Source organism: Alicyclobacillus kakegawensis NBRC 103104 (assembly GCF_001552655.1).
Classification (GTDB): Bacteria; Bacillota; Bacilli; order Alicyclobacillales; family Alicyclobacillaceae; genus Alicyclobacillus_G; species Alicyclobacillus_G kakegawensis.
The window spans coordinates 60,227-80,080 of the sequence record NZ_BCRP01000014.1 but is presented as its reverse complement, the minus strand read 5'-3'; the positions used below and the strand labels follow the sequence as shown (position 1 = coordinate 80,080).

Annotated in this window: 21 protein-coding genes, 1 tRNA gene and 1 pseudogene; 16 read left to right on the top strand and 7 right to left on the bottom strand. The window is 57.7% G+C overall.

Features of this window, described 5'->3' with window-relative positions:
• Positions 1 to 70 precede the first annotated feature (70 nt).
• A complete protein-coding gene (locus tag AK2_RS11560; protein ID WP_067934511.1) occupies positions 71 to 1,246 on the top strand; it encodes a glycerate kinase in 1,176 nt (391 codons plus the stop codon).
• 57 nt (positions 1,247 to 1,303) lie between these two features.
• Here the strand turns inward: AK2_RS11560 and AK2_RS11555 are convergent, their stop codons facing one another.
• Complete coding sequence (locus AK2_RS11555; RefSeq protein ID WP_067934509.1) at positions 1,304 to 2,245, bottom strand: YaaC family protein; 942 nt, start codon at positions 2,243 to 2,245, stop codon at positions 1,304 to 1,306.
• 153 nt (positions 2,246 to 2,398) lie between these two features.
• On the opposite strand from AK2_RS11555, the gene guaB reads away from it, so the two are divergent.
• From guaB to AK2_RS11515, 9 genes are all read left to right on the top strand, one after another.
• Positions 2,399 to 3,868, top strand: a complete 1,470-nt coding sequence (gene guaB, locus AK2_RS11550) for an IMP dehydrogenase (RefSeq protein WP_245632888.1) — start codon at positions 2,399 to 2,401, stop codon at positions 3,866 to 3,868.
• 124 nt (positions 3,869 to 3,992) lie between these two features.
• Positions 3,993 to 5,213: a D-alanyl-D-alanine carboxypeptidase family protein gene (locus tag AK2_RS11545; protein WP_169794783.1), complete on the top strand. Its 1,221-nt coding sequence runs from the start codon at positions 3,993 to 3,995 to the stop codon at positions 5,211 to 5,213.
• Positions 5,214 to 5,285: 72 nt separating this feature from the next.
• On the top strand, positions 5,286 to 5,423 hold the full coding sequence (locus AK2_RS16925; RefSeq protein WP_157067195.1) for a hypothetical protein: 138 nt from the start codon (positions 5,286 to 5,288) through the stop codon (positions 5,421 to 5,423).
• Positions 5,424 to 5,486: 63 nt separating this feature from the next.
• Positions 5,487 to 6,371: a pyridoxal 5'-phosphate synthase lyase subunit PdxS gene (pdxS, locus tag AK2_RS11540; protein ID WP_067929503.1), complete on the top strand. Its 885-nt coding sequence runs from the start codon at positions 5,487 to 5,489 to the stop codon at positions 6,369 to 6,371.
• Between the two features lie 50 nt (positions 6,372 to 6,421).
• Positions 6,422 to 7,009 carry a pyridoxal 5'-phosphate synthase glutaminase subunit PdxT gene (gene pdxT / locus AK2_RS11535; protein ID WP_067934504.1) on the top strand — a complete coding sequence of 196 codons (588 nt, stop codon included), beginning with the start codon at positions 6,422 to 6,424 and terminating at the stop codon, positions 7,007 to 7,009.
• Between the two features lie 147 nt (positions 7,010 to 7,156).
• Complete coding sequence (gene serS / locus AK2_RS11530) at positions 7,157 to 8,446, top strand: serine--tRNA ligase (protein WP_067934503.1); 1,290 nt, start codon at positions 7,157 to 7,159, stop codon at positions 8,444 to 8,446.
• Entirely contained in the window at positions 8,443 to 8,931 is a 489-nt protein-coding gene (locus tag AK2_RS11525) for a hypothetical protein (RefSeq protein WP_067934501.1), read from the top strand. The genes serS and AK2_RS11525 overlap by 4 nt, the downstream gene beginning before the upstream one ends.
• Before the next feature lie 33 nt (positions 8,932 to 8,964).
• Positions 8,965 to 9,417 (top strand): hypothetical protein, encoded by a 453-nt coding sequence (locus AK2_RS11520; RefSeq protein ID WP_067934499.1) that lies wholly within the window; start codon positions 8,965 to 8,967, stop codon positions 9,415 to 9,417.
• Positions 9,418 to 9,744: 327 nt separating this feature from the next.
• Positions 9,745 to 9,823 (top strand) — tRNA-Arg (locus AK2_RS11515).
• A gap of 217 nt (positions 9,824 to 10,040) precedes the next feature.
• Here AK2_RS11515 and AK2_RS11510 read toward each other — a convergent pair.
• Positions 10,041 to 11,018 (bottom strand): alpha/beta hydrolase, encoded by a 978-nt coding sequence (locus AK2_RS11510; protein WP_067934497.1) that lies wholly within the window; start codon positions 11,016 to 11,018, stop codon positions 10,041 to 10,043.
• A gap of 73 nt (positions 11,019 to 11,091) precedes the next feature.
• Positions 11,092 to 11,733, bottom strand: coding sequence for a TetR/AcrR family transcriptional regulator (locus AK2_RS11505; RefSeq protein WP_245632887.1), 642 nt, complete (start codon positions 11,731 to 11,733; stop codon positions 11,092 to 11,094).
• A gap of 110 nt (positions 11,734 to 11,843) precedes the next feature.
• Here AK2_RS11505 and AK2_RS11500 point away from each other — a divergent pair, with 110 nt between their 5' ends.
• The 5 genes and pseudogenes from AK2_RS11500 to AK2_RS11480 all read left to right on the top strand — a co-directional run bounded on the left by AK2_RS11500 (position 11,844) and on the right by AK2_RS11480 (position 15,313).
• Positions 11,844 to 13,283, top strand: coding sequence for an MDR family MFS transporter (locus AK2_RS11500; protein WP_245632886.1), 1,440 nt, complete (start codon positions 11,844 to 11,846; stop codon positions 13,281 to 13,283).
• Between the two features lie 162 nt (positions 13,284 to 13,445).
• Complete coding sequence (tnpA, locus tag AK2_RS17920; protein ID WP_439645098.1) at positions 13,446 to 13,565, top strand: IS66 family insertion sequence element accessory protein TnpA; 120 nt, start codon at positions 13,446 to 13,448, stop codon at positions 13,563 to 13,565.
• Positions 13,566 to 13,759: 194 nt separating this feature from the next.
• Positions 13,760 to 13,993, top strand: a complete 234-nt coding sequence (gene tnpB, locus AK2_RS11490) for an IS66 family insertion sequence element accessory protein TnpB (protein ID WP_083521134.1) — start codon at positions 13,760 to 13,762, stop codon at positions 13,991 to 13,993.
• A 223-nt stretch (positions 13,994 to 14,216) separates the two neighbouring features.
• Positions 14,217 to 15,062: pseudogene (locus AK2_RS16565) on the top strand (IS66 family transposase); the annotation flags it as partial.
• A 29-nt stretch (positions 15,063 to 15,091) separates the two neighbouring features.
• Entirely contained in the window at positions 15,092 to 15,313 is a 222-nt protein-coding gene (locus AK2_RS11480) for an Rpn/YhgA-type helix-turn-helix domain-containing protein (protein ID WP_067934492.1), read from the top strand.
• A 414-nt stretch (positions 15,314 to 15,727) separates the two neighbouring features.
• On the opposite strand, the gene AK2_RS17820 is transcribed toward AK2_RS11480, so the two are convergent.
• Entirely contained in the window at positions 15,728 to 15,907 is a 180-nt protein-coding gene (locus AK2_RS17820) for a methyltransferase domain-containing protein (protein WP_083521133.1), read from the bottom strand.
• A 46-nt stretch (positions 15,908 to 15,953) separates the two neighbouring features.
• Between AK2_RS17820 and AK2_RS17490 the strand changes: the two genes are divergently transcribed.
• Positions 15,954 to 16,298 carry a hypothetical protein gene (locus AK2_RS17490; protein ID WP_067934487.1) on the top strand — a complete coding sequence of 115 codons (345 nt, stop codon included), beginning with the start codon at positions 15,954 to 15,956 and terminating at the stop codon, positions 16,296 to 16,298.
• A 154-nt stretch (positions 16,299 to 16,452) separates the two neighbouring features.
• On the opposite strand, the gene AK2_RS16555 is transcribed toward AK2_RS17490, so the two are convergent.
• From AK2_RS16555 to AK2_RS11460, 3 genes are all read right to left on the bottom strand, one after another.
• Complete coding sequence (locus AK2_RS16555) at positions 16,453 to 17,358, bottom strand: G1 family glutamic endopeptidase (RefSeq protein WP_083521132.1); 906 nt, start codon at positions 17,356 to 17,358, stop codon at positions 16,453 to 16,455.
• Positions 17,359 to 17,439: 81 nt separating this feature from the next.
• A complete protein-coding gene (locus tag AK2_RS11465; protein WP_067934485.1) occupies positions 17,440 to 19,161 on the bottom strand; it encodes an MFS transporter in 1,722 nt (573 codons plus the stop codon).
• Positions 19,162 to 19,165: 4 nt separating this feature from the next.
• Positions 19,166 to 19,687 (bottom strand): PadR family transcriptional regulator, encoded by a 522-nt coding sequence (locus tag AK2_RS11460; protein WP_067934483.1) that lies wholly within the window; start codon positions 19,685 to 19,687, stop codon positions 19,166 to 19,168.
• Positions 19,688 to 19,854 lie beyond the last annotated feature (167 nt).

Sequence of the window (19,854 nt, the reverse complement as noted above, 5' to 3'; positions counted from 1 at the left end):
TTTTTGTTGTGGTACCATTGCGGAGTGAAACCGTTTCATATGGACTTTTTCGGGGGGCGGGCGGTATAGCATGAAAATCGTGATTGCACCAGATTCCTTCAAAGGGAGCCTCACGGCCGGCGCTGTGGCGGACGGGATCGCCAAGGCTTTCCAAGACGTATGGGCCGAGGCGCATCGGCAGGATTTGCAGCTGGTCCAGGTGCCGATGGCCGATGGAGGCGAAGGGACGGTCGAGAGTCTGGTCGCGGCAACCGGCGGGCGCCTGGAGCGGATTTCCGTATGTGGACCCAGGCGGTCACAGGTGGAAACTGTGTATGGTGTGCTCGGCGACGGGGAGACCGCCGTGCTGGAAGTGGCCAACATCTGCGGATTGCCCATGCTCGCCGAGAATGAGAAAGACCCGGAGGAGACGACCAGTTATGGCCTCGGGGAGGCGATGCGGGCTGCCCTGGACGCCGGCTATCGCAGGTTCATCATCGGTCTTGGTGGAAGCGCGTGCAATGACGGCGGGCTGGGCATGCTGCAGGCGTTGGGGGCGGTGTTTCTTGACGCCTCCGGGCGGCCCGTGGAGCCTACCGGACGCGGGGTCGCCACGGTCGCCGAGGTGCGGCTGAATCGGCTGGATGCCCGACTGGCGGAAAGTGACATCTGCATCGCGTCGGACGTGGACAATCCGCTATGTGGACCGGGCGGCGCGAGCGTGGTGTTTGGACCGCAAAAGGGCGCGACCCATGAGCAGGTGGAGCGCCTGGACAAGGCGCTGGCGCGCTATGCCGAGATGGTGGAGCAGGCCCATCGAGAATATCGGGCGGCCGCTCCTGGCCTGGAGGAGGGATTTGCACGCCGACCGGGGGCCGGCGCGGCCGGTGGCCTCGGCTTTGCGTTGCAGATCTTGGGTGGGCGCATGGCCTCCGGCGCTCAGTTGATAGCCGAGACGGCCGGGTTGCCGCAGGCGCTCTGCGGTGCCGATTGGGCCATCACCGGGGAAGGGAGAAGCGACGCCCAGACGCTGCGTGGCAAACTGCCCGTGCTTGTGGCCCGCATGGCGCGCGAGGCAGGCGTTCGTCCGGTGCTGTTGTCCGCTTCCCTGGGCGATGGATGGGACTTGCTCCGCACCGAATTCGTCAGTCTTTCCGCCATCACACGTGCTCCGATGACGCTGGCTGAGGCGCTGGCCGAGACGGACACGCTTCTGTACAGGGCGGCTTGGAACCTGGCCCGCATCTTGGAAGCCACCAGCCGATGAAAACACCGGCCCATCCCGGTGGCCTGCCGCCTGTCTGCCGGACAGCGCTGTTCTTCGTCAACGCATCATCCCCTCGCGGGTGCGAAATTGAACGGCGCTTGCCCCTTCTTCCAGTCGCTCTACCTCAATATCAATCCGCATCTCGGGCAGGGCGAGATACTCGCGGACTATCAGCGCGTCCACCTCGTTCTGCCAGAGAACAATGTCCGACCACTCCACCGGATTGTAGCGGCACAGGGAGGACAATGAATACAGGATTCCGTAGTGAGCCATCCACTCCGGGTGGCGATTTCCGTCCAGCAAAAACACGCGCCCCCCGAATTCCCTGCGCATCGGGTGATCCGCCCGTGGCGCCGGAACGTGCAGCAGTCCGGGCGGATCGACCGCGGGACGGGGAGCGCACGGCGGCACCGTGGGCCCCGATTGGTAGCGATTGAGCCACTCGCCGACGGTCAGCGAATGGCTGGCGGCAATCTCCCGCTCAATCAACCACCACCCGCCTTCCGCCGGACGCAGTTCAAACACGTGCACGAATGGCTTGTAAAACTGCTTCATGACGGCGGATAAGCCGGGCAGGGAACCGAGCAGATCGCCGACGATGAGGCGGTTCTCCAGTCGCCCTCCGGGCAGCAACAGACGCACGCACTCCTGCAGGACTCCGTCTTTGTGCACCGTGACCGTCTCCAGCAGCCACCGGTAGTCCCGCCGCTTTTGCCGGCGCACCGACAATCCATGTTGCAACACCGCGGTGGAGCGGGGAAACTCAAGGTCAAACAAGTACAAGAGGGCCTTCAACCAATGTAACCATTCATAATAGCGCAGGAGCGGGGCCAGTTCGATGCGGATACTCTCCAGTCCGTCGACAAACTGCACCGCCTGGCGCGCTGTCGAAGCTACGCGGGAGGCCGCCGCATACAATTGGCTCTGTCCGGCGGCTGGATGCAATCGCCGCAGCAAGCGCAGGCTCAGCGCCTCGCTTTGGAGTTTGCGAATGTCCATTTCCGTCTGCCATGATCTTCGGTTTGACACTCCTATGGGTGGTTGCTATACTACGCGTAATATCCACGGGACAAGCCGCAATTATACCATCATTGGCGCTGGGCCGAGGGGGGGTCCGGCGCATCCGTGCTGCCAAACGTTGGGGGGATGAATGTGGACAGCAAGTGGCAAAACAAGTTCCAGAAAGAGGGCCTGACGTTTGACGACGTGCTCCTGGTGCCGGCCAAGTCGGAGGTCTTGCCCAGGGACGTGGACGTGTCCAGCCGACTCACGACCGACATTCGCTTGAATATTCCGCTTGCCAGCGCCGCCATGGACACTGTGACCGAGGCGGCGCTTGCCATAGCCATGGCGCGTGAGGGCGGCATCGGCATCATTCACAAGAACATGAGCATCGAGGCGCAGGCGGAAGAGGTGGACAAAGTCAAGCGATCCGAAAGCGGGGTCATCACAGACCCGATTTACCTGACGCCTGAGCACCCGATTGAGGACGCGGAGCGGTTGATGGCGAAGTACCGGATATCCGGCGTGCCGGTGGTGGACGGACCGGATCGGAAACTGGTCGGCATCATCACCAACCGCGACCTGCGCTTTGAACCGGACCTGAGCCGCCCGGTGCGCGAGGTGATGACGCACGGCCATCTGGTCACCGCGCCGGTCGGGACGACGCTGCAGCAAGCGAAGGAGATCTTGCAGAAGCACAAGATTGAGAAACTGCCGCTGGTGGACGATCACGGCGTCCTCAAGGGACTCATCACCATCAAGGACATCGAGAAAGCGAAGCAGTTCCCCAACGCGGCCAAGGACGCCAAAGGCCGCCTGGTGGCTGGGGCGGCGGTGTCCACCTCCAAGGACATGTTGGATCGGGTGGCTGCCCTGGTGGCGGCCGGGGCGGACGTGATTGTGATAGACACGGCGCACGGGCACTCGGAAGGGGTGTTGCGGGCTGTGCGCCAGGTGCGCAAGCAGTACCCGGATTTGCAAATCATCGCGGGCAACGTGGCCACGGCGGAGGCGACGCTGGCGCTGATTGAGGCGGGTGTCAACGCTGTGAAGGTCGGGATTGGGCCTGGCTCCATCTGCACGACGCGGGTGGTCGCCGGCATCGGCGTGCCCCAGATTACGGCCGTCTACGACTGCGCCACGGCCGCTCGGCAGCACGGCATTCCCATCATCGCCGATGGCGGCATCAAATACTCGGGAGACATTGTCAAGGCCATCGCAGCGGGAGCCGACGTCGTCATGATTGGCAGCCTGTTTGCCGGAACGGAGGAGAGCCCAGGCGAGACGGAGATCTTCCAGGGCCGGCGGTTCAAGGTCTACCGCGGCATGGGATCGCTCGGGGCGATGAAGGAAGGCGGCGGCGACCGTTATTTCCAGGAGGATACGAAGAAACTGGTGCCAGAAGGCATTGAAGGGCGCGTCGCTTACCGCGGCCCGCTGTCGGAAATCGTCTATCAGCTGGTGGGCGGCCTGCGGGCTGGCATGGGCTACTGCGGCACCCCGACGATAGCCGACTTGCAGGAGAACGGCCAGTTTATCCGCATCACGGCGGCTGGTCTGCGGGAGAGCCATCCGCACGACGTGCACATTACCAAGGAGGCGCCCAACTACAGCATCTGACAAAGGCCAACACGGGCGGGCCCCGCCATCGGCGGTCATATTCCGAAATTCGCCATTCTTCGGCGTCCCAACCCTGTGCTATACTGATTCTGTTTGTATCGCGATGGGAGGGGTTCGGGACTCAGTGAGGACGAGGATGCTGAAAAAATCGGTTTGGCTGGGGTTGACGGGCGTTCTTCTGGTCGGCTGCGCGGCCCCGGGGGTGGCGCTGGCCAAAGGCGGGTCCCCGGTCGCTGCGACGACAGTCGCCATGCCGGCCAAGGCGCCGGTTGTGGCCGCCAAATCGGCGGTCTTGATGGATGTGGCGAGCGGTCAAATTCTTTACAGCAAGAATCCGAATGAACGACGGGCGCCCGCCTCCACCACCAAGCTGATGACGATGTTGTTGATTCTGGAGGCGGTGAAAGCCAAAAAGGTCTCCTGGAACAACATCGTCCCAGTCACGGAGGACGCCTACAAAATAGCCACCACGCCGGATGTTTCCAACGCCTACCTAGATCCGCGCGAGCACTTCACGCTGCGCGACATGATGGAGTTTATCGCGGTGCTGTCGGCGGCGGACGCGACGGTCGCTGTGGCTGATGATTTGGGCGGCAACAGGGCCGGCTTTGTGCGCATGATGAACGAGCAGGCGCAAAAACTCGGAATGACGCATACCCATTATATGAATCCGGACGGATTGACGGAGAAGAATCACTATACCACCGCCCGCGACTTGGCGGTGTTGGCCCGTTACATGCTCACCCATTATCCCAACGTCCTGACGTTTACCAAGGAGCCCAAGGTCACCGTCCGCAAGAACAACACCTGGAACAACACCGATCAACTGCTCGGTCGGTACCCGGGCTTGGACGGGCTGAAGACCGGGTACACGAGCGCCGCCGGCTACTGTTTCGTGGGCACCGCCGAACGTAACGGAGAGCGGTTGATCAGCGTCGTGATGGGCGATCCGTCCGACGCTGCCCGCTTTGCGGATACGAAGAAGCTGCTGGACTGGGGATTCCAGAACTTCGTCGAGGAAAAAGCGGCTCCGGCCGGCAAAACCTTGGCGCAAACCGTCTATGTGGAAAACGGCAAGAGCGAGCGCTTGACGGTGGCGACGAAGGGCGATTTGGTTGCGTCTATCCCCAAGGGGGCGCGCGGAACGTTGGAGCTGGAGGCAAACGAACTGTCCGCCCCGATTGCCAAAGGCGCTTCGGTCGGCACCCTGAAATACGTTGTGGCCGGCAAGACGCTGGCCGAGACTCCGGTGGTCGCGACGGAGGCCGACGGCAAGGCGAGCTGGCTGACGCGCTTGATGCGCAGCGTCGGGCATTGGCTGAGCAGCTTGGCGCACCGTCTGTGAAAGAGCCTTCGCGCCGCGTCGACGCCCGGCTTGTTATAATGGACATGACCGGGTGGATGGGAGCGATGCCGAATGCCGTGGTGGCTGATGGGGTCTTTCATCGTGTGCAGCATCCTTGTGGTCCTGTTTCTCGCGGGCGCGTTCTTTATGACGCGCTCCTATCTGCGTAAAATGAAGAAAGAACGGGCGGATCGGCAAGGGACGATGTAGCCGGTCTGAGTCTGGCTGACGCATCCAGAGTTCGGTCCACAACGAGAAGGGGAGGTCTGTTCGATGGCCAAGACGGGCACGGAAGTTGTCAAGCGCGGCATGGCTGAGATGCAGAAGGGCGGCGTTATCATGGACGTGGTGACGCCCGAGCAGGCGAAGATTGCGGAGGCGGCCGGCGCCTGCGCCGTCATGGCCTTGGAGCGGGTGCCGTCGGATATCCGCGCGGCTGGCGGGGTGGCCCGCATGGCGGATCCGACGATAGTCGAGCAAGTCATGAAGGCTGTGTCGATTCCGGTCATGGCCAAGTGCCGGATTGGGCACATTGTGGAAGCGCGCGTCCTGGAAGCGATGGGCGTCGACTACATCGACGAGAGCGAAGTGTTGACGCCGGCGGACGACAAGTTCCACATCAACAAGCGGGAGTTCACGGTGCCGTTTGTCTGCGGCGCCCGCGACCTTGGTGAAGCCCTGCGGCGGATTGCCGAGGGCGCCTCGATGATTCGCACCAAGGGCGAGCCTGGCACAGGCAACATCGTGGAGGCGGTCAAGCACCAGCGGATGATGCAGGCGCAGATTCGCAAGGTGCAGGCGATGTCGGAAGACGAGCTGGTGGCGGAAGCGAAAAACCTAGGTGCGCCTTATGAGCTGCTGTTGGAGGTGCACCGCCTCGGCAAGCTGCCGGTGGTCAACTTCGCCGCAGGCGGCGTCGCCACGCCGGCGGACGCAGCGCTGATGATGGAGTTGGGATCGGACGGGGTGTTTGTGGGGTCCGGCATCTTCAAGTCGGAGAACCCGGAGAAGTTCGCGCGGGCGATTGTCCAGGCGACCACCCACTACCAGGATTACGAGCTGATTGCGGAGTTGTCCAAGGGGCTTGGCACCGCGATGAAGGGCATCGATTTGAATACCCTGCGTGACGAAGAGCGGATGGCGGTGCGCGGCTGGTAAACGGCCGCAGTGTGAGACCTACATTTTTTCCAGAACCGAGGTTGGTTGCGATGAAAGTCGGTGTACTCGCTCTGCAGGGCGCGTTTCGCGAACATGAACGGATCTTCTCATCACTCGGAGCCGAGACGGTGCTGGTGAAAAAGGTGGAACACCTCGACTCCCTCGACGGCCTGGTGATACCGGGCGGGGAGAGCACCAGCATTGGCCGCCTGCTTCGCGAGTACCACTTGATTGAGCCCATTCGGGAGCTGGCGGCGGACGGGTTCCCCGTGTTTGGCACGTGCGCCGGCATGATTGTTTTGGCCAAGCGCATTCACGGCGGGGAAGAGCCGCATCTGTCCTTGATGGACATTGAGGTGGACCGCAACTCGTTCGGCCGGCAGCGGGAGAGCTTTGAGGCGGATTTGGACATCCCGGAGATCGGCGAGGAGCCGTTTCCGGCGGTGTTCATCCGAGCGCCGCACGTGACCGAGGTGGGCGAGGGTGTGACCGTCCTCGCGCGCTATCAGGATAGGGTGGTGGGAGTGCGCGAGGGCAACCTCATGGCGCTGTCGTTCCACCCGGAACTGACCGACGATACGCGGCTGCACCAGTACTTTTTGAAGCTGATTGAGGGCCGCGCGCGCGTCGCCGTGTGAGGCAGCGAGGCGCGGAGGCGGCAACCAGGACGGCGTCCGATGGGGCGCCGTTTTCTGTTGGACACGGCGCCCCATTGCCGGCCGCACCGGTGTTTGGTATTCTCGAACCAACTGACGTCGCTGCGGAAATGGAGGAACGCTAACTCTATGCTTGATATTCGCGCCATTCGCACCAACCCGGACGCATTCAAGGCGGGACTCAAGCGCAGAAACGTGGGTCCGGAGGTCATCGACAACCTGCTCGCCGCAGACGAACAGTGGCGCCAGGCCCTGGCCGAGGCGGAGCGGCTGAAAAGTGTCCGCAACCGGACCTCGGAGGCCATCGCGCGCAAGAAGAAACAGGGCGAGGATGCGAGCGCCGACATCGCTGAGATGAAGCGGGTCGCCGAGCGCATCAAGCAGCTTGACGAGGAGGTGCGCGAACACGAGGCGGCGGTGCAGGACCAGCTCCTGCGCATCCCGAATCTGCCTCACGAGTCGGTGCCGGACGGGGAAACGGACGAGGATAATGTCCCCATCCGCCACTGGGGTGAGGTGCCGCGCTTCGATTTCGATCCGAAGCCGCACTGGGAACTGGCGGTCAACTTGGGCATCGCCGACTTCGAACGGGCCGCCAAGGTGACCGGATCGCGCTTCGTGATTTACAAAGGGCTGGGAGCGAAGCTGGAGCGCGCCCTGGCGAACTTCATGCTCGATTTCCACGTCGCCCGGCACGGGTACGAGGAGATGTTCCCAGCGTTCATCGCTAACGAGGACAGCCTCACCGGCACGGCTCAGCTGCCGAAGTTTGGCGAGGACATGTTCAAGCTGGAGGGTCTGCCGTACTACCTGATTCCGACCGCCGAGGTGCCGCTCACCAACTACTACCGGGAGGAGATTCTCGACGCCTCGCAGTTGCCGGTGAAGTTTGCCGGGTACAGCGCGTGCTTTCGGTCGGAAGCGGGATCTGCCGGGAAGGACACGCGCGGGCTGATTCGCCTGCACCAGTTCCAGAAGGTGGAACTGGTCAAGCTGGTGCGCCCGGAGGATTCGTACGCGGAGCTGGAGACGTTGGTGCAGGATTGCGCGGACATTCTTGAGGCACTGGAAATCCCGTACCGGGTCGTCAGCATCTGCACCGGCGATCTGGGCGACAAGGAGACGAAGAAGTACGACCTGGAACTGTGGATGCCTGCGCAGGGGCGGTACCGGGAGGTCAGTTCCTGCTCGAACTTTGAGGATTACCAGGCGCGCAGAGCCAGCCTGCGTTTTCGCCGCGACGAGTCATCGAAGCCCGAGTTTGTGCATACACTCAACGGGTCGGGCCTCGCCGTGGGGCGCACCGTGGCCGCCATATTGGAGAACTTCCAGCAGGCCGACGGCAGCGTCCGCATCCCGAAAGCGCTCGTGCCGTACATGGGTGTAGACGTCATCGCGCCGGCGGGGAATCGGGCATGACCTGGCTGTGGACGGCGCTGGCCCTCCTGCTTGTGGTGTGCCTGGCCGTCTGCATACCCATCCAGCACCGGGCGCTCAACCGGATCGCCTTTGGGCGATCCATGTTCATCACCTTTGCGCTTATCCTGTTCGGCCTCTTCTTGGTGGCCGTGGCGACGGGACTGGCGGCGGTGGTCTTGGGCGCGATGCTGATGGCACTGGGCTACGGATTTCTGATTTTCATCGCGGTCAAATCGTACCAGCGCCTGCGGCAGGTCACATGCCCGCGCTCTGGCGCCGACGGAACGCAACGCCGGCGCTTAGGCTTAGGGGACGCGGCAAACCGGCGCGAGTCTGCAGGGCGCGGTGCGGCGCAGCGTGGGGCTGCAAGGGACGAGGGAACGCAGCGTCAGCGTTCAGGTGCCGATGCCCGCCCAGGGCGGGAGACGGGCGGCGGGTCTAGCGGCGGGTCTGTGGACGGAAAGCCGCGGGCCGAGAAATCCTGACTGTTGCATGAAAGACCGAGGTGGTCTCTGGCAGTGCGCATCACACACATCACGCTTGATTTTACTGTCGACGATTTGAACGAACTGCTGCGCGAGTTCATCCCGGATAGCCAACTGGTGATAACGGGGATTGATCGCCTCGGCATCCATGGCCAGCTGCGCTTCCTATTTTGGAACGTCGATTTTGTCGCCAGACCGTGCAGCCCGAGCGCGGAGGAGGTGTCCATCGAGGTCACAGCGCACAAACTGGTGTCCATTCCTCCGGCCATCATTGAGCGCCAGCTGCGGGAGGCGGTCAAGGACGCCCCGGACGGGGTGGAGGTGTTGCAGCAAGCGCTGCGCCTGAACGTGCCGCTGATTCTGCAGCCGTTTGGCATCCGGCTGGGCATCCGTGAACTGCAGACGCACGACGGGTTCGTGCGCATGGCCCTGCGGGACGTGGAGACGCCCCGGCTGCTGCGCCTGGTACGGGGGATGCGAAAGTGAAGCCAGAGCACGCGGCAGGGCAGGATGGGGTGTGCATGCGGGCGGTGAGGTTTTGACGGCGGCTTGTCGGATTGTGTGGCTGTGGGATTGTGGGGGATTTGGGTGTTCTTGGGTGGCGAGTGCGGCGGACTTGTGGCAGAGTTTCGGCGGATTTTGGCAGCTGCGGCGGAAAAGTTTCCTTTGTCTTTTGCCAGGTGGGTTTGTATAATGTAAAGGCGTAGGGTAACGACGAGACGAGAGGTAACGGTACGGACCAGGGGCGCACCGCCGCTGTGACATGGATTCGCGATGTGCGGGCGACCGTGGGTTCATGGATGGTGTGGATATGCACCCGTAGCTCAGCCGGATAGAGCGGTGGTTTCCTAAACCGCGTCTTGCGGGGGTTCGAGTCCCTCCGGGTGCACCAGAAAAGCCAAGCGTGGCACGGGTTCTCGGCCTGTGCCACTTTTTTACACAGAGTCGTATAGCGGTCGATTGCAAATCAATTGCTAATCTTCGTCCCCCGAATGATTTTTTGGGGTCCTTTCTGGGTGAATATCGAGGCGATTGCCAAGGCGGCAGCCGCCTGCAACCCGGGTACCACATGGTATGCCCGCAATTCATCGGTGGGGGTGAGAGCTTATTCAATATTTTCCCCCGTTAGGCGATAACTCATTATCTCTCGTCTCACCGTTCTCCTTGAGAAAATGCGCTATCGCCGAATAGGCTTGTTTACTTTCCTCTTCATCCGCAAATAGCCCCAAGAACCCGTGAATCGTACCCTCGTACCGAATTGACCGAACGGACACACCCGATTCATGGAGCCTACGTGCGTACGCTTCTCCTTCATCCCTTAAGGGATCGTATTCAGCAGTCAGAATCAATGCAGGCGGTAAATTCGATAAATATTGTGCTTCCATGGGGGATACGTATGGATGATGAGCTTCGTTCACATTTGGCATGTACCATGACCAAAACTGACTGATACCTCGCTCGGTGGTGAGATACTTTGAGCCGCATTCCATGTAGGATCCATATTTCGTCGGAATATGAGACTGGTAATATTCCGTGTTAGGACAAATCAACACTTGTTTGTAGATGAAAGGTGTTCCTCGATCACGTGCCATCATAGTCACAACCGTTGCGAAATTCCCGCCAGAGCTGTCTCCCGCTACGGCTATCATTGAGGAATTAATGTCCAACGAGGAAGCATTTATACTACACCACTGTGTAACGGCGTAGCAATCTTCTACGCCTGCGGGAAATGGATTTTCTGGAGCGAGTCTGTAATCTACAGCAATGATTTTCCAGCCCAACTCATTGGCCAAGCGACGACATATCAGGTCATGGCTCTCCAGACTTCCGATGCAGAATCCTCCACCATGAAAATATACAAGAAGTGGAAGTTTGTGTTGCATGTTGGGTGTATAAATACGAATGGGGATTGCCCGCCCATTCCCGGGGACGAGTATATCTTCAATTTTCCAAACAGGGGGCCTCTGATCAAGAGGCACACTTCTCGACTTTTGATTGTGACGCAATTCCACAACATTCAGTATCGATGTAGTGTCCTCCGGAGGAATCGACTCAAGAAAAGACTTAACGTGCGGACGCAGTGCCATAAGAACCTCCTCTATTTCAAACATAAACCCAGATGAAGAGTTGTATCAGTTTTCAATTTAGGCGCCTAGGTGTTCAGTCCGTCCCCCCATCCCAAACCAGCGGTAGGAAAATGTCATCGACAATCTCGATAATGGCACTTTCTGATAGCGGTTGATTCGTGGCAATGATCTCGTAACGTATCAGATCAATCGGCAGCGTCATGATCCGCGGTGTGATCTTGTCGAGATCGACTTCTCCCCGCTCAGCCGCGTGTTTCAAGATGACCTGCATTGTATCCTGGGCGACCTTCCGATCAGGCAGTGCAGGCGGCGAATCGCTGCTGATGACCTCGGCAATCAATCCATGTATGGTTTTGATACCCACTTCCTGTAAACGAGCCTCGACTCGACGCAGCAATGCAAGCACGTCACTGCGTAAACTTCCCGTATTCGGCACTTCTCCAGAAAGTATGGGTCCCCGCAAACGCATGGCCGCTAGGATCAATTCAGCCCGATTTGCCCACCGCCGGTAGATGACCGCTTTGCTCGTTTTCGCGCGAGCGGCCACACCTTCCATGGTCAACCGCGTATAACCGACCGCCTGAAGTTCGTCCCAGGCAGCACGCAGAATATCGGCTTCCAGCACATCGCCGCGCCTCCGTGTTCCGGTATGCCGATCCCTGTCGTCCTGTGAACGGACAGTCTCGCCTTCGTGATGATCTTGCAGCATGTCCATTCTCCCCTTTGAATACGTTGCGTTCCTTATTCATCTAGTGTATCATACCTACATTAGGATACGATACGTTTCGTATCTTACGGGGAGGCATATTCGAAAGGAGAATGAGTGTGAAAAGAGAGAACGTACCCGTGGCGAATCAGCCAACAGCCGGACGCCTAGATCCCGCCGTTGTTAAAATCGCGATCATCCTAATCGTAGGTGGATTGGCCCCGCTATTTGACACCACCATCATGAACGTAGCCTTAAACTCGCTCAGCAGCGACCTGCATGCTCCTATTTCGACCATACAATGGGTCATGACAGGTTACCTACTGGCATTGGGTATGATCATTCCCATCACAGGTTGGGCTGCTGGACGGCTCGGCAACAAGCGAATGTGGATGATGGGCCTAGCGCTGTTTCTCATGGGATCGATTCTATCGGCGCTATCGTGGAACATTGCTAGTTTGATCACCTTCCGAGTGCTGCAGGGCCTTGGTGGTGGCATCATGATTCCCATGCTGACAACGATGATTATGCAAGCCGCCGGTGGCCGCAAATTAGGAAGTCTGATGTCCATCATCAGCCTGCCGGCGTTATTAGGACCGATTCTCGGCCCGGTATTTGGCGGAATCATCGTCAACGATTTAAGCTGGCGCTGGATTTTTTACGTCAACGTCCCCATCTGTATCGCAGCGCTTATATTGGCGTGGATTGGTTTACCTGCTGACCAACCTGCTCAACAAAAACAGAAACTTGATGTCATCGGATTCGTGCTGCTATCCCCCGCTCTGGTTGCACTGTTGTACAGCCTTGGCCAAGTGGGATCACAAGGTGGATTTGCCAAGTGGGATGTCTGTGTTCCGTTGATTATCGGCGCAGTACTGCTCATCGCGTTCATTGTCTATGCCTTGACCACCCGATCTGCGCCGCTCGTCGATCTGCGGTTGTTTCGCATCCGTTCTTTCACCGGCGCTTCTGTTTTGCTCTTCCTGACGGGGCTGGCAACTTACGGGGCTATGCTGCTGTTGCCGCTGTACTATCAGCAGATTTGCGGAAAAAGCGTCCTGACGGCTGGATTCATGCTGATTCCCCAAGGTGTAGGATCGCTGCTATCTCGTGGCTGGGCCGGTAAACTGAGCGACAGTCGCGGTCCACGACTGGTGGTACTGCTAAGCAGCGCTCTTTGTGTCATTGGCACACTGCCATTCGCTCTAGCAGGACCCCATACCAATTCCTTTCTCCTGGCCGCAGCCCTGATTGTGCGCGGCATCGGTCTGAGTGGAGCAAACATTGCAGTGATGTCTTCCGCGTTTCAGGGACTGCGCAAAGAAGAGATCCCCCACGCGAGCACTGCGACCCGAATCGCGCAACAGCTTGGCGGCGCATTCGGCGCCGCCGTGTTTGCAGTCATCCTTGATCATCAACTCACCGCTCATGGAGTGTCTGGTATCACAGCACAATCCAGCGCGTTTGACAATACTTTCTGGTGGTCCATCGGGTTCATCGCACTTGCATTCATATTTGCATTTCTCCTTCCGAGAGAAAAACGTGAGCGAGCTTTATGAGCGACCCGCGGTACTAAGAATCACGACTTTAGAAAAAGTCGATTCGGCTTGCGACCGTTTGTCTCGCTCATATGTGGGTAAGCGTAACATACTGCACATCTGGCGGCCGCACTGAATCCGCGAGAAGATGTCTCCAGCACCGAATGCCTGGGAGGGAGACGTGTGACAAAGGCGGAGTTGGCAGAGCATCGAGCGTTGTGGCGTGACCGGGTGGCAGATTTCCGAGTCAGTGGTCTGACCGGCGCTGCTTGGTGCGCCGCGCATGGGGTCAAGGAGCATTAGTTGTGGTACTGGGTCAGCAAATTCAAGGCAAAGCCGGTAAGCCCCCCGGTTCATATTGTTCCCGTTGAGGTCCAGGGCTCAGTCGAAGGCACGGGCAAGTCGCTGTCTATCCGCGTGGGTGAAGCGGTTGTTGAAGTCTCGCCAGGTTACGACCCGGACCTGCTGCGAAACGTCGTGCGCACACTGGCGTCTCTATGCTGAGCATTGGGCCGGAGCAGCGCGTGTACCTGGCTTGCGGCAGCACAGACATGCGCAAATCGATCGACAACCTGGCCGTGATGGTACAGGAGTCCTTCGAGCTAGATCCGTTTTCTCTCCGCATCTTCGCGTTCTGCAACCGCAAGCGCGACAAACTGAAAATCCTCTACTGGGAGCACAACGGTTTCTGGCTCTACTACCGCCGCCTCGAACGCGGCCGGTTTGAGTGACCCGATACGGGAGCGGGGAAAATCGTCGTCATTGGCCGCCGGGAACTGGGCTGGCTGCTGGACGGACTCCCTCTGTCCCAGTGCAAGGCCCACTCGAAAGTCTCCGCAAGGCGGGTGGTTTGAGCCTGCTAAAGAGATCGACGCTCTGCGCCCATCCCGCAAGGGATTCGCGGCTGTCGTGTCGAACCAGTAGGCATGGCAAACACAGCGACGGCAACGACAAATGAACTCGAATCCCTGCAGCAGTGTTTACGAGGCACTCGAGCGCGAGAATGCGGAGCTGAAGAAGCAGGTCAATCTGCTGCTGGAAGAACTTCGCTTGGCCCGCCATCGGCATTTCGGAACATCCAGCGAACGCACGACCGACGAGCAGGTTCGATTGGACCTGGTGTTCAACGAGGCCGAGGCGGAGGCACAACCGGAGGCAGAGGAACCCACGGTCGAAACGGTCACATCCCAGCGGCGCAAGAAACATCCGGGCCAACGGGATGCCGTGCTGGCAGGTCTACCGGTGGAGCGGATTGAATACCCCTTGTCGGAGGAAGAGCGTATCTGCCCGTGCTGCGGCGAAGTCATGGACGAGATGGGCGTTGAGATCCGTCGAGAACTCAAGCACGTCCCGGCACAGACAGTCGTTGTCGAACATGTGCAACACATGTACGCATGCCGGCCGTGTGACAAGCACGGGACCGCAACCCTGCAGGTGCTGCACGAACCGGGGCGGGCAGCCAAATCGGACTCGTACATGTGGCTGTACCGCAGCGCTCGGGATGGTCCGCCCATCGTACTGTTTGACTATCAGGAGACCCGTTCCAAGGAGCACCCGAGGAGGTTTCTGGAGGGATTTACGGGGTACCTGCATGTGGACGGGTACAGCGGATACCACGACATCGAGAACGTAACCCTGGTAGGTTGCTGGGCACACGCGAGGCGAAAGTTTGACGAGGCACTCAAAGCACTGCCGACCGCGGAACGGAAAAAACCGACAGCGGCCAGGATTGGGCTTGAGTATTGCAACAGGTTGTTCAAGATTGAACGTGGTTTGAAGGACGCAACACCAGAGGAACGCAAAAACAGCTCCTAAAGGAGACGATGAGGATGACGGATGTCGTTCGTGAACTTGTACAGGAAGTTGAGCAAGAAGCATTGGAAAAGGGGCGTAAAGAAGGGCTTCAGGAAGGAGTTCAGAAGGGTGAACACCTGAAAGCTGTTCAGGTGGCACAAAAGATGTTTCGCAAAGGTGCATCCGTCGATGATGTGGTGGAAATTACAGGACTGTCAAAGGAAGAAGCAGAGCAAATTCGGCGCAACCTCAACTAAACGTAATCGAAGTCGGTCGGGATGTGTGTCGTCTCGGCCGGTTGTTTTATGCGCCAGCCATGGCCACCTGCTCCCGCGTTAGCTCGATGGCTTTCGCATGTGCTCGTTCTTCGAGCTTAAGCAGCCGTTCATACCGAGAGCCCATACCGTGCTTATTGAGATTCAAGTACGTCCTGCGGGAGCTGGTACGGTCTCCGTTCACGGTTGCATGAATGCTGACGCTGAGGTCCCACCTACCGGAACTTGACACGGACCGGTCCACCTATCCGTTTCGATGATACGCTCATTGCTGGTTGCCCTTTCTCCAATGAAAGTGATCAACTCCCTTAGCTCCTCTTCATCTCAAAGAAATAACCTCTCACGTGCTGTGGTGAACCAGGCAGGTTCACGTCCTCAGGGGGGTGTGTTGTATGATCAGCTACCACCAGAGGTCAGTATGCGATGGGCGTCATCCAGAAATGCGTCCAGGTCCTTGAGATGATGGATGAGCGCCCTTGCGCAAACGTCATCGACGGAACCCTGTGCGGGTCCCGTGGTGGCTGTCTTGTCACCGCCCAAACTACATGTTGACAATTTGTATTCATTTGCATACATTCATATACAAAGAGTTGAGTACATTTATTTCATGGAGGGGATCTAAATGAGACATGGAGAACATCACGGACACAAGCATCATGGGGCGCAAACATTTCGCCGTGGGCGTGCGCTTGAGTTTTTGCAGAGGTTGGATGTCAAGCGTGAGACGCTCATTCAGCAACTGGCCCAACCAGAATTACAAGCTATACACCAGGTTCTCAGTGGGGAACTAAAAGCCATCGAATTGGTCAGGAACGAGTTCATCGAATTCTTTGACCTTCGTGAGACTCGTAAAGTCGAAAAAGAACATATGAGGGACGAGGAACGCGGAGGACCATCCGGGTCAGCGGGGAATCATGAAGAGAGAAGGGAAGATTCGGACGCGGAGCAGGATAAGGGAAGCGAATGAGTACAAGCCTGCTTCGAGCTGGATGAGAGGGCGGAGCACGGAAAACATGTAAACAACCAAAAGCCGGCGAGAACCGCCTGCTCCGCCGGCTTTTAGCATACCTGTCCAGACCTGCTGACGTTGGAACGCCAAAGTTCGTTTTCCTGCTAGAAGACTATCGGATTGAGTGCCATCCTCTGGCTATCGCCTGAGCCGAGGCAAGATGCGAATGGCTTTTGATTCGAAACCGATTTTCCCTGCGGCTGTTCCAACCAAACAGGCCCTGGTTGCCTATACTTATGGTTGAGAACGATGTACCTCCGGACGAGAGTGCCGACGGAGCGATTCGAACGCGGCCGTACGAACTTATCAGTGCAATAGGATGCACCTGGTTTCCAGCAGCGTTAATAGGTTGACCATTCGCTTCATCTTGGCTGAATTGTACCGTCCCGGTGTTGGCGAGGGGATAGAGTTGCCCGTTTAGGCCAGAAGGATCTTCGCTTATCCATTCCGCGGAGGTCCCGATACCGGCGGCATAGTCACTGCTTAGGTTCACAGAGACCTGCTTGTCCAGTGTCTTATGATTGGGTTCAACAACATGAAATTTCAAAGACCAGTTCGAACCATTGTCCGAAGAAATGCTGGCTTGAACCTCAGATCCAACAGGTACTGTGACGAGATTCTGCGCACTGGCCGGGAGCTGCTCCCAAAACAACGTGGCAACTTCTTGGCGTCCGACAAGCTGTTCAATGGTTCCCATTTGCAGAAGATCGGAGGAATTGACCCCGCCGAGCCCTATCCACTGCGAACCGAGGGAAAACGGCGAACCTGTAGTCTTAGGGACAACCCAGCTACCTGTTATGCTTGTATATCCAGTAGAACCCTTAGCTGGCGTAACCACATATCCGGCCCAATTGCTTGAGCTCTCTGTCCCGCTGGGCAACGCGACTTGACTCGCACGGACAGAAGACACTTGGTGGCTTTCTGACATGTAGACTGGATGAGCGCTAACTTGTGGAGCCCATGCTGTCGTTACGACCATGGCTGTTGGTACTATTGCCATAAAAGGTGCCTTTTTCACTGAATCCACCTCCCACTAGCATTATACATACGTTGATAGCCATGAAAATTCAAGTTCAATTGATATTATGACGCAAGTCATCTATTTTGCGCCCTCTGCTTTTCTTCCTCCCAAAAACAAGAAGGAAACCATGATGGTTGCCAGAACAATCGGGAATCCAGCCCGATACAGTTTTGAAAACGAGGCCGACATCAATTCTGCAGCCTGATGTTCCAGGTCATATGAATACGCGTCCATTTGTTGCTTGTACTTTTGGAGGTCAGCATCCACCTGTTGAGTCACCCGTTCGACGACCCTCGATCTCGCTTGCTTCCGGGTGTCCGGCGGCATGCCGGAGAGGACTTTGTCCACAGCGGCCGCAATCATCTTTTGGCGTTCAGTCTTGGGCAGCACGGAGCTGGATGGTGGATTTTCGCCGCCGGAATTCCATGTGGAGCTCAAAATTCGAGTCTTTGACTCTCGGAGAACGGCGGATTTCACGGAATCCGGAACGTTCAATTCACTGGCTCTGTCGCTCGCATAATGCATGACTTCTCTTTGTTGGACAGAGAGGTAGTGGGTTAAGCCCGAGACGGATATCGCTACAGCCAGGACGACCGCAATCTGTCGAAACATCTGAGTCACGCTTTGTGCGGCAGTCAGCATCTCGCCCTCAAAATCTGCTGCGCTCGTAGTGCTTGCTGGACCAATCACGAGACCGAACCCAGCTCCGACCAGCATAGCAATCAGCACCAGATGCAAAGTGGAAGCCTGTATGGTGAGCGTCTCAAGCAGGAAATACGCCGATCCGAGCGACATAAACCCGAACAGGACAGGCAGGAAGTTTCCAATTTTATTCGCGATTGTGCCGGAAATCGGTGCGATGAAGAATATGGTTGCTGAAACGGGGGTGATCAAAAGGGCTGCCTGCAACTCCGTTTTGTTTTGGAACCGTGTCAAAAACTGCGGAAGCAACACCGTGACGCCCACCATATAAACGGTTGCGGCCACCATCGCCAGGGTGGCTGCCCCGAATTGGCGATTGCGGAACAGGGATAAATTTACCATAGGATTGGCCACCCTGCGCTCTGCAATCAAGAACGCAACCAATGAGAGAAAGGCCACCAGGTAACAGACCCAAGCCAACCTACTGGTCCAGCCCCAATCATTGCCTCTCACCAACACGAATGTTAGAGAAAAAACAGAGAGGCTGGACAGGAGGACACCTAGGAAGTCCAGTTTCACGCGAGTGCGATCTTCGTTGCGCAGCGGCAACTTTATTAGCCCGAGCAAAATGGCGGTCAAGCAGATGGGCACGTTCACGTAAAACACCCAGGGCCAGCCGGCGATTTGAGTCAGGAATCCGCCAACCGCGGGACCCAAGGCTGCGGCGAGTCCCTGGGTACTGCCCAGTGTCGCGAGGGCTATGTAGCGCTTGCTGACAGGGACCGCACTCACGCCGATAATCATGCTGACAGGCATCAGAACGGCAGCTCCGATACTCTGCACAAACCGGGCTGTAATCAACCATTCGCCGCTGTTGGCCAGCCCGCATAGAGCGGATCCCGTTCCAAAAAGGAACGTCCCAAGAATAAAAAATTTATTTTTTCCAAAAATCTCGGCCACACGCGCCAGAGGGATGGAAAGGACAGCGATTGACATGGTGTAGACGTTCAGCATCCAGGACATCGTTTCCAAGGAGGCGTGCAGATCGTCCTGAATGGCAGGGAGGGCGATATTCATGATGGTCGTGTCTATCATGCAAACAAATATGCCTAAACACATGAGAGCCACGATGCCAAATCCTTGGTTTGTCTTCGCCATCGGATCACACCTCCATGCCACTTTCGCGTGCGAGCAGCTGGAGCCATTCCAATGAAAAGGCTGTGTGGGCGATACCATAATCAAGGGTCAACGCTTCAAACGGAGTCAGGTGCTCGTACACGGATTCTTTCGTCTCTAGCAATTTCCTGTAATTTTCTTCGATCCGGTTTCGTTCATCCAAAATCCATCGTTGGAGTTGTTCTTTTGAAGCATGTTTGCCGAAGAAGAAGCGGATCAAAAAGTCGGAATGAACCACCGTGGCCCGTGAGGGACTTTCCAGGTACGCAAAAAAAGCCTCTTTCCCGGCTTCTGTTATGGCGAATACGTTTTTGTTCGGTTTTCCCTGCTGGATGACGACCTCTTTTGTAATCAACCCCGCGCTCTCCATCTTCCGCAATGCCGGGTAAATACCGCTGAATGTCGCCTCGAAGAAGTTTGAAACCGACATGTCAAACTTTCGCTTGATGTCATAACCGCTCATTGGCTCATCCATCAAAAAGCCGAGGATTACGCTTTCGATATTCACTCCAATCGCCTCCTGCTCATGAGTATATACATGATGATAATATTGTCAATGATAATATATGATGAACTGCACACATGACTTCTCCCGCAAGGATAGAGAGTGAGATCGCCAACGGAGAGAAGCCATTGAGTCTGTTGATTATGATCCGCCTGACAAGCTACAGCGGC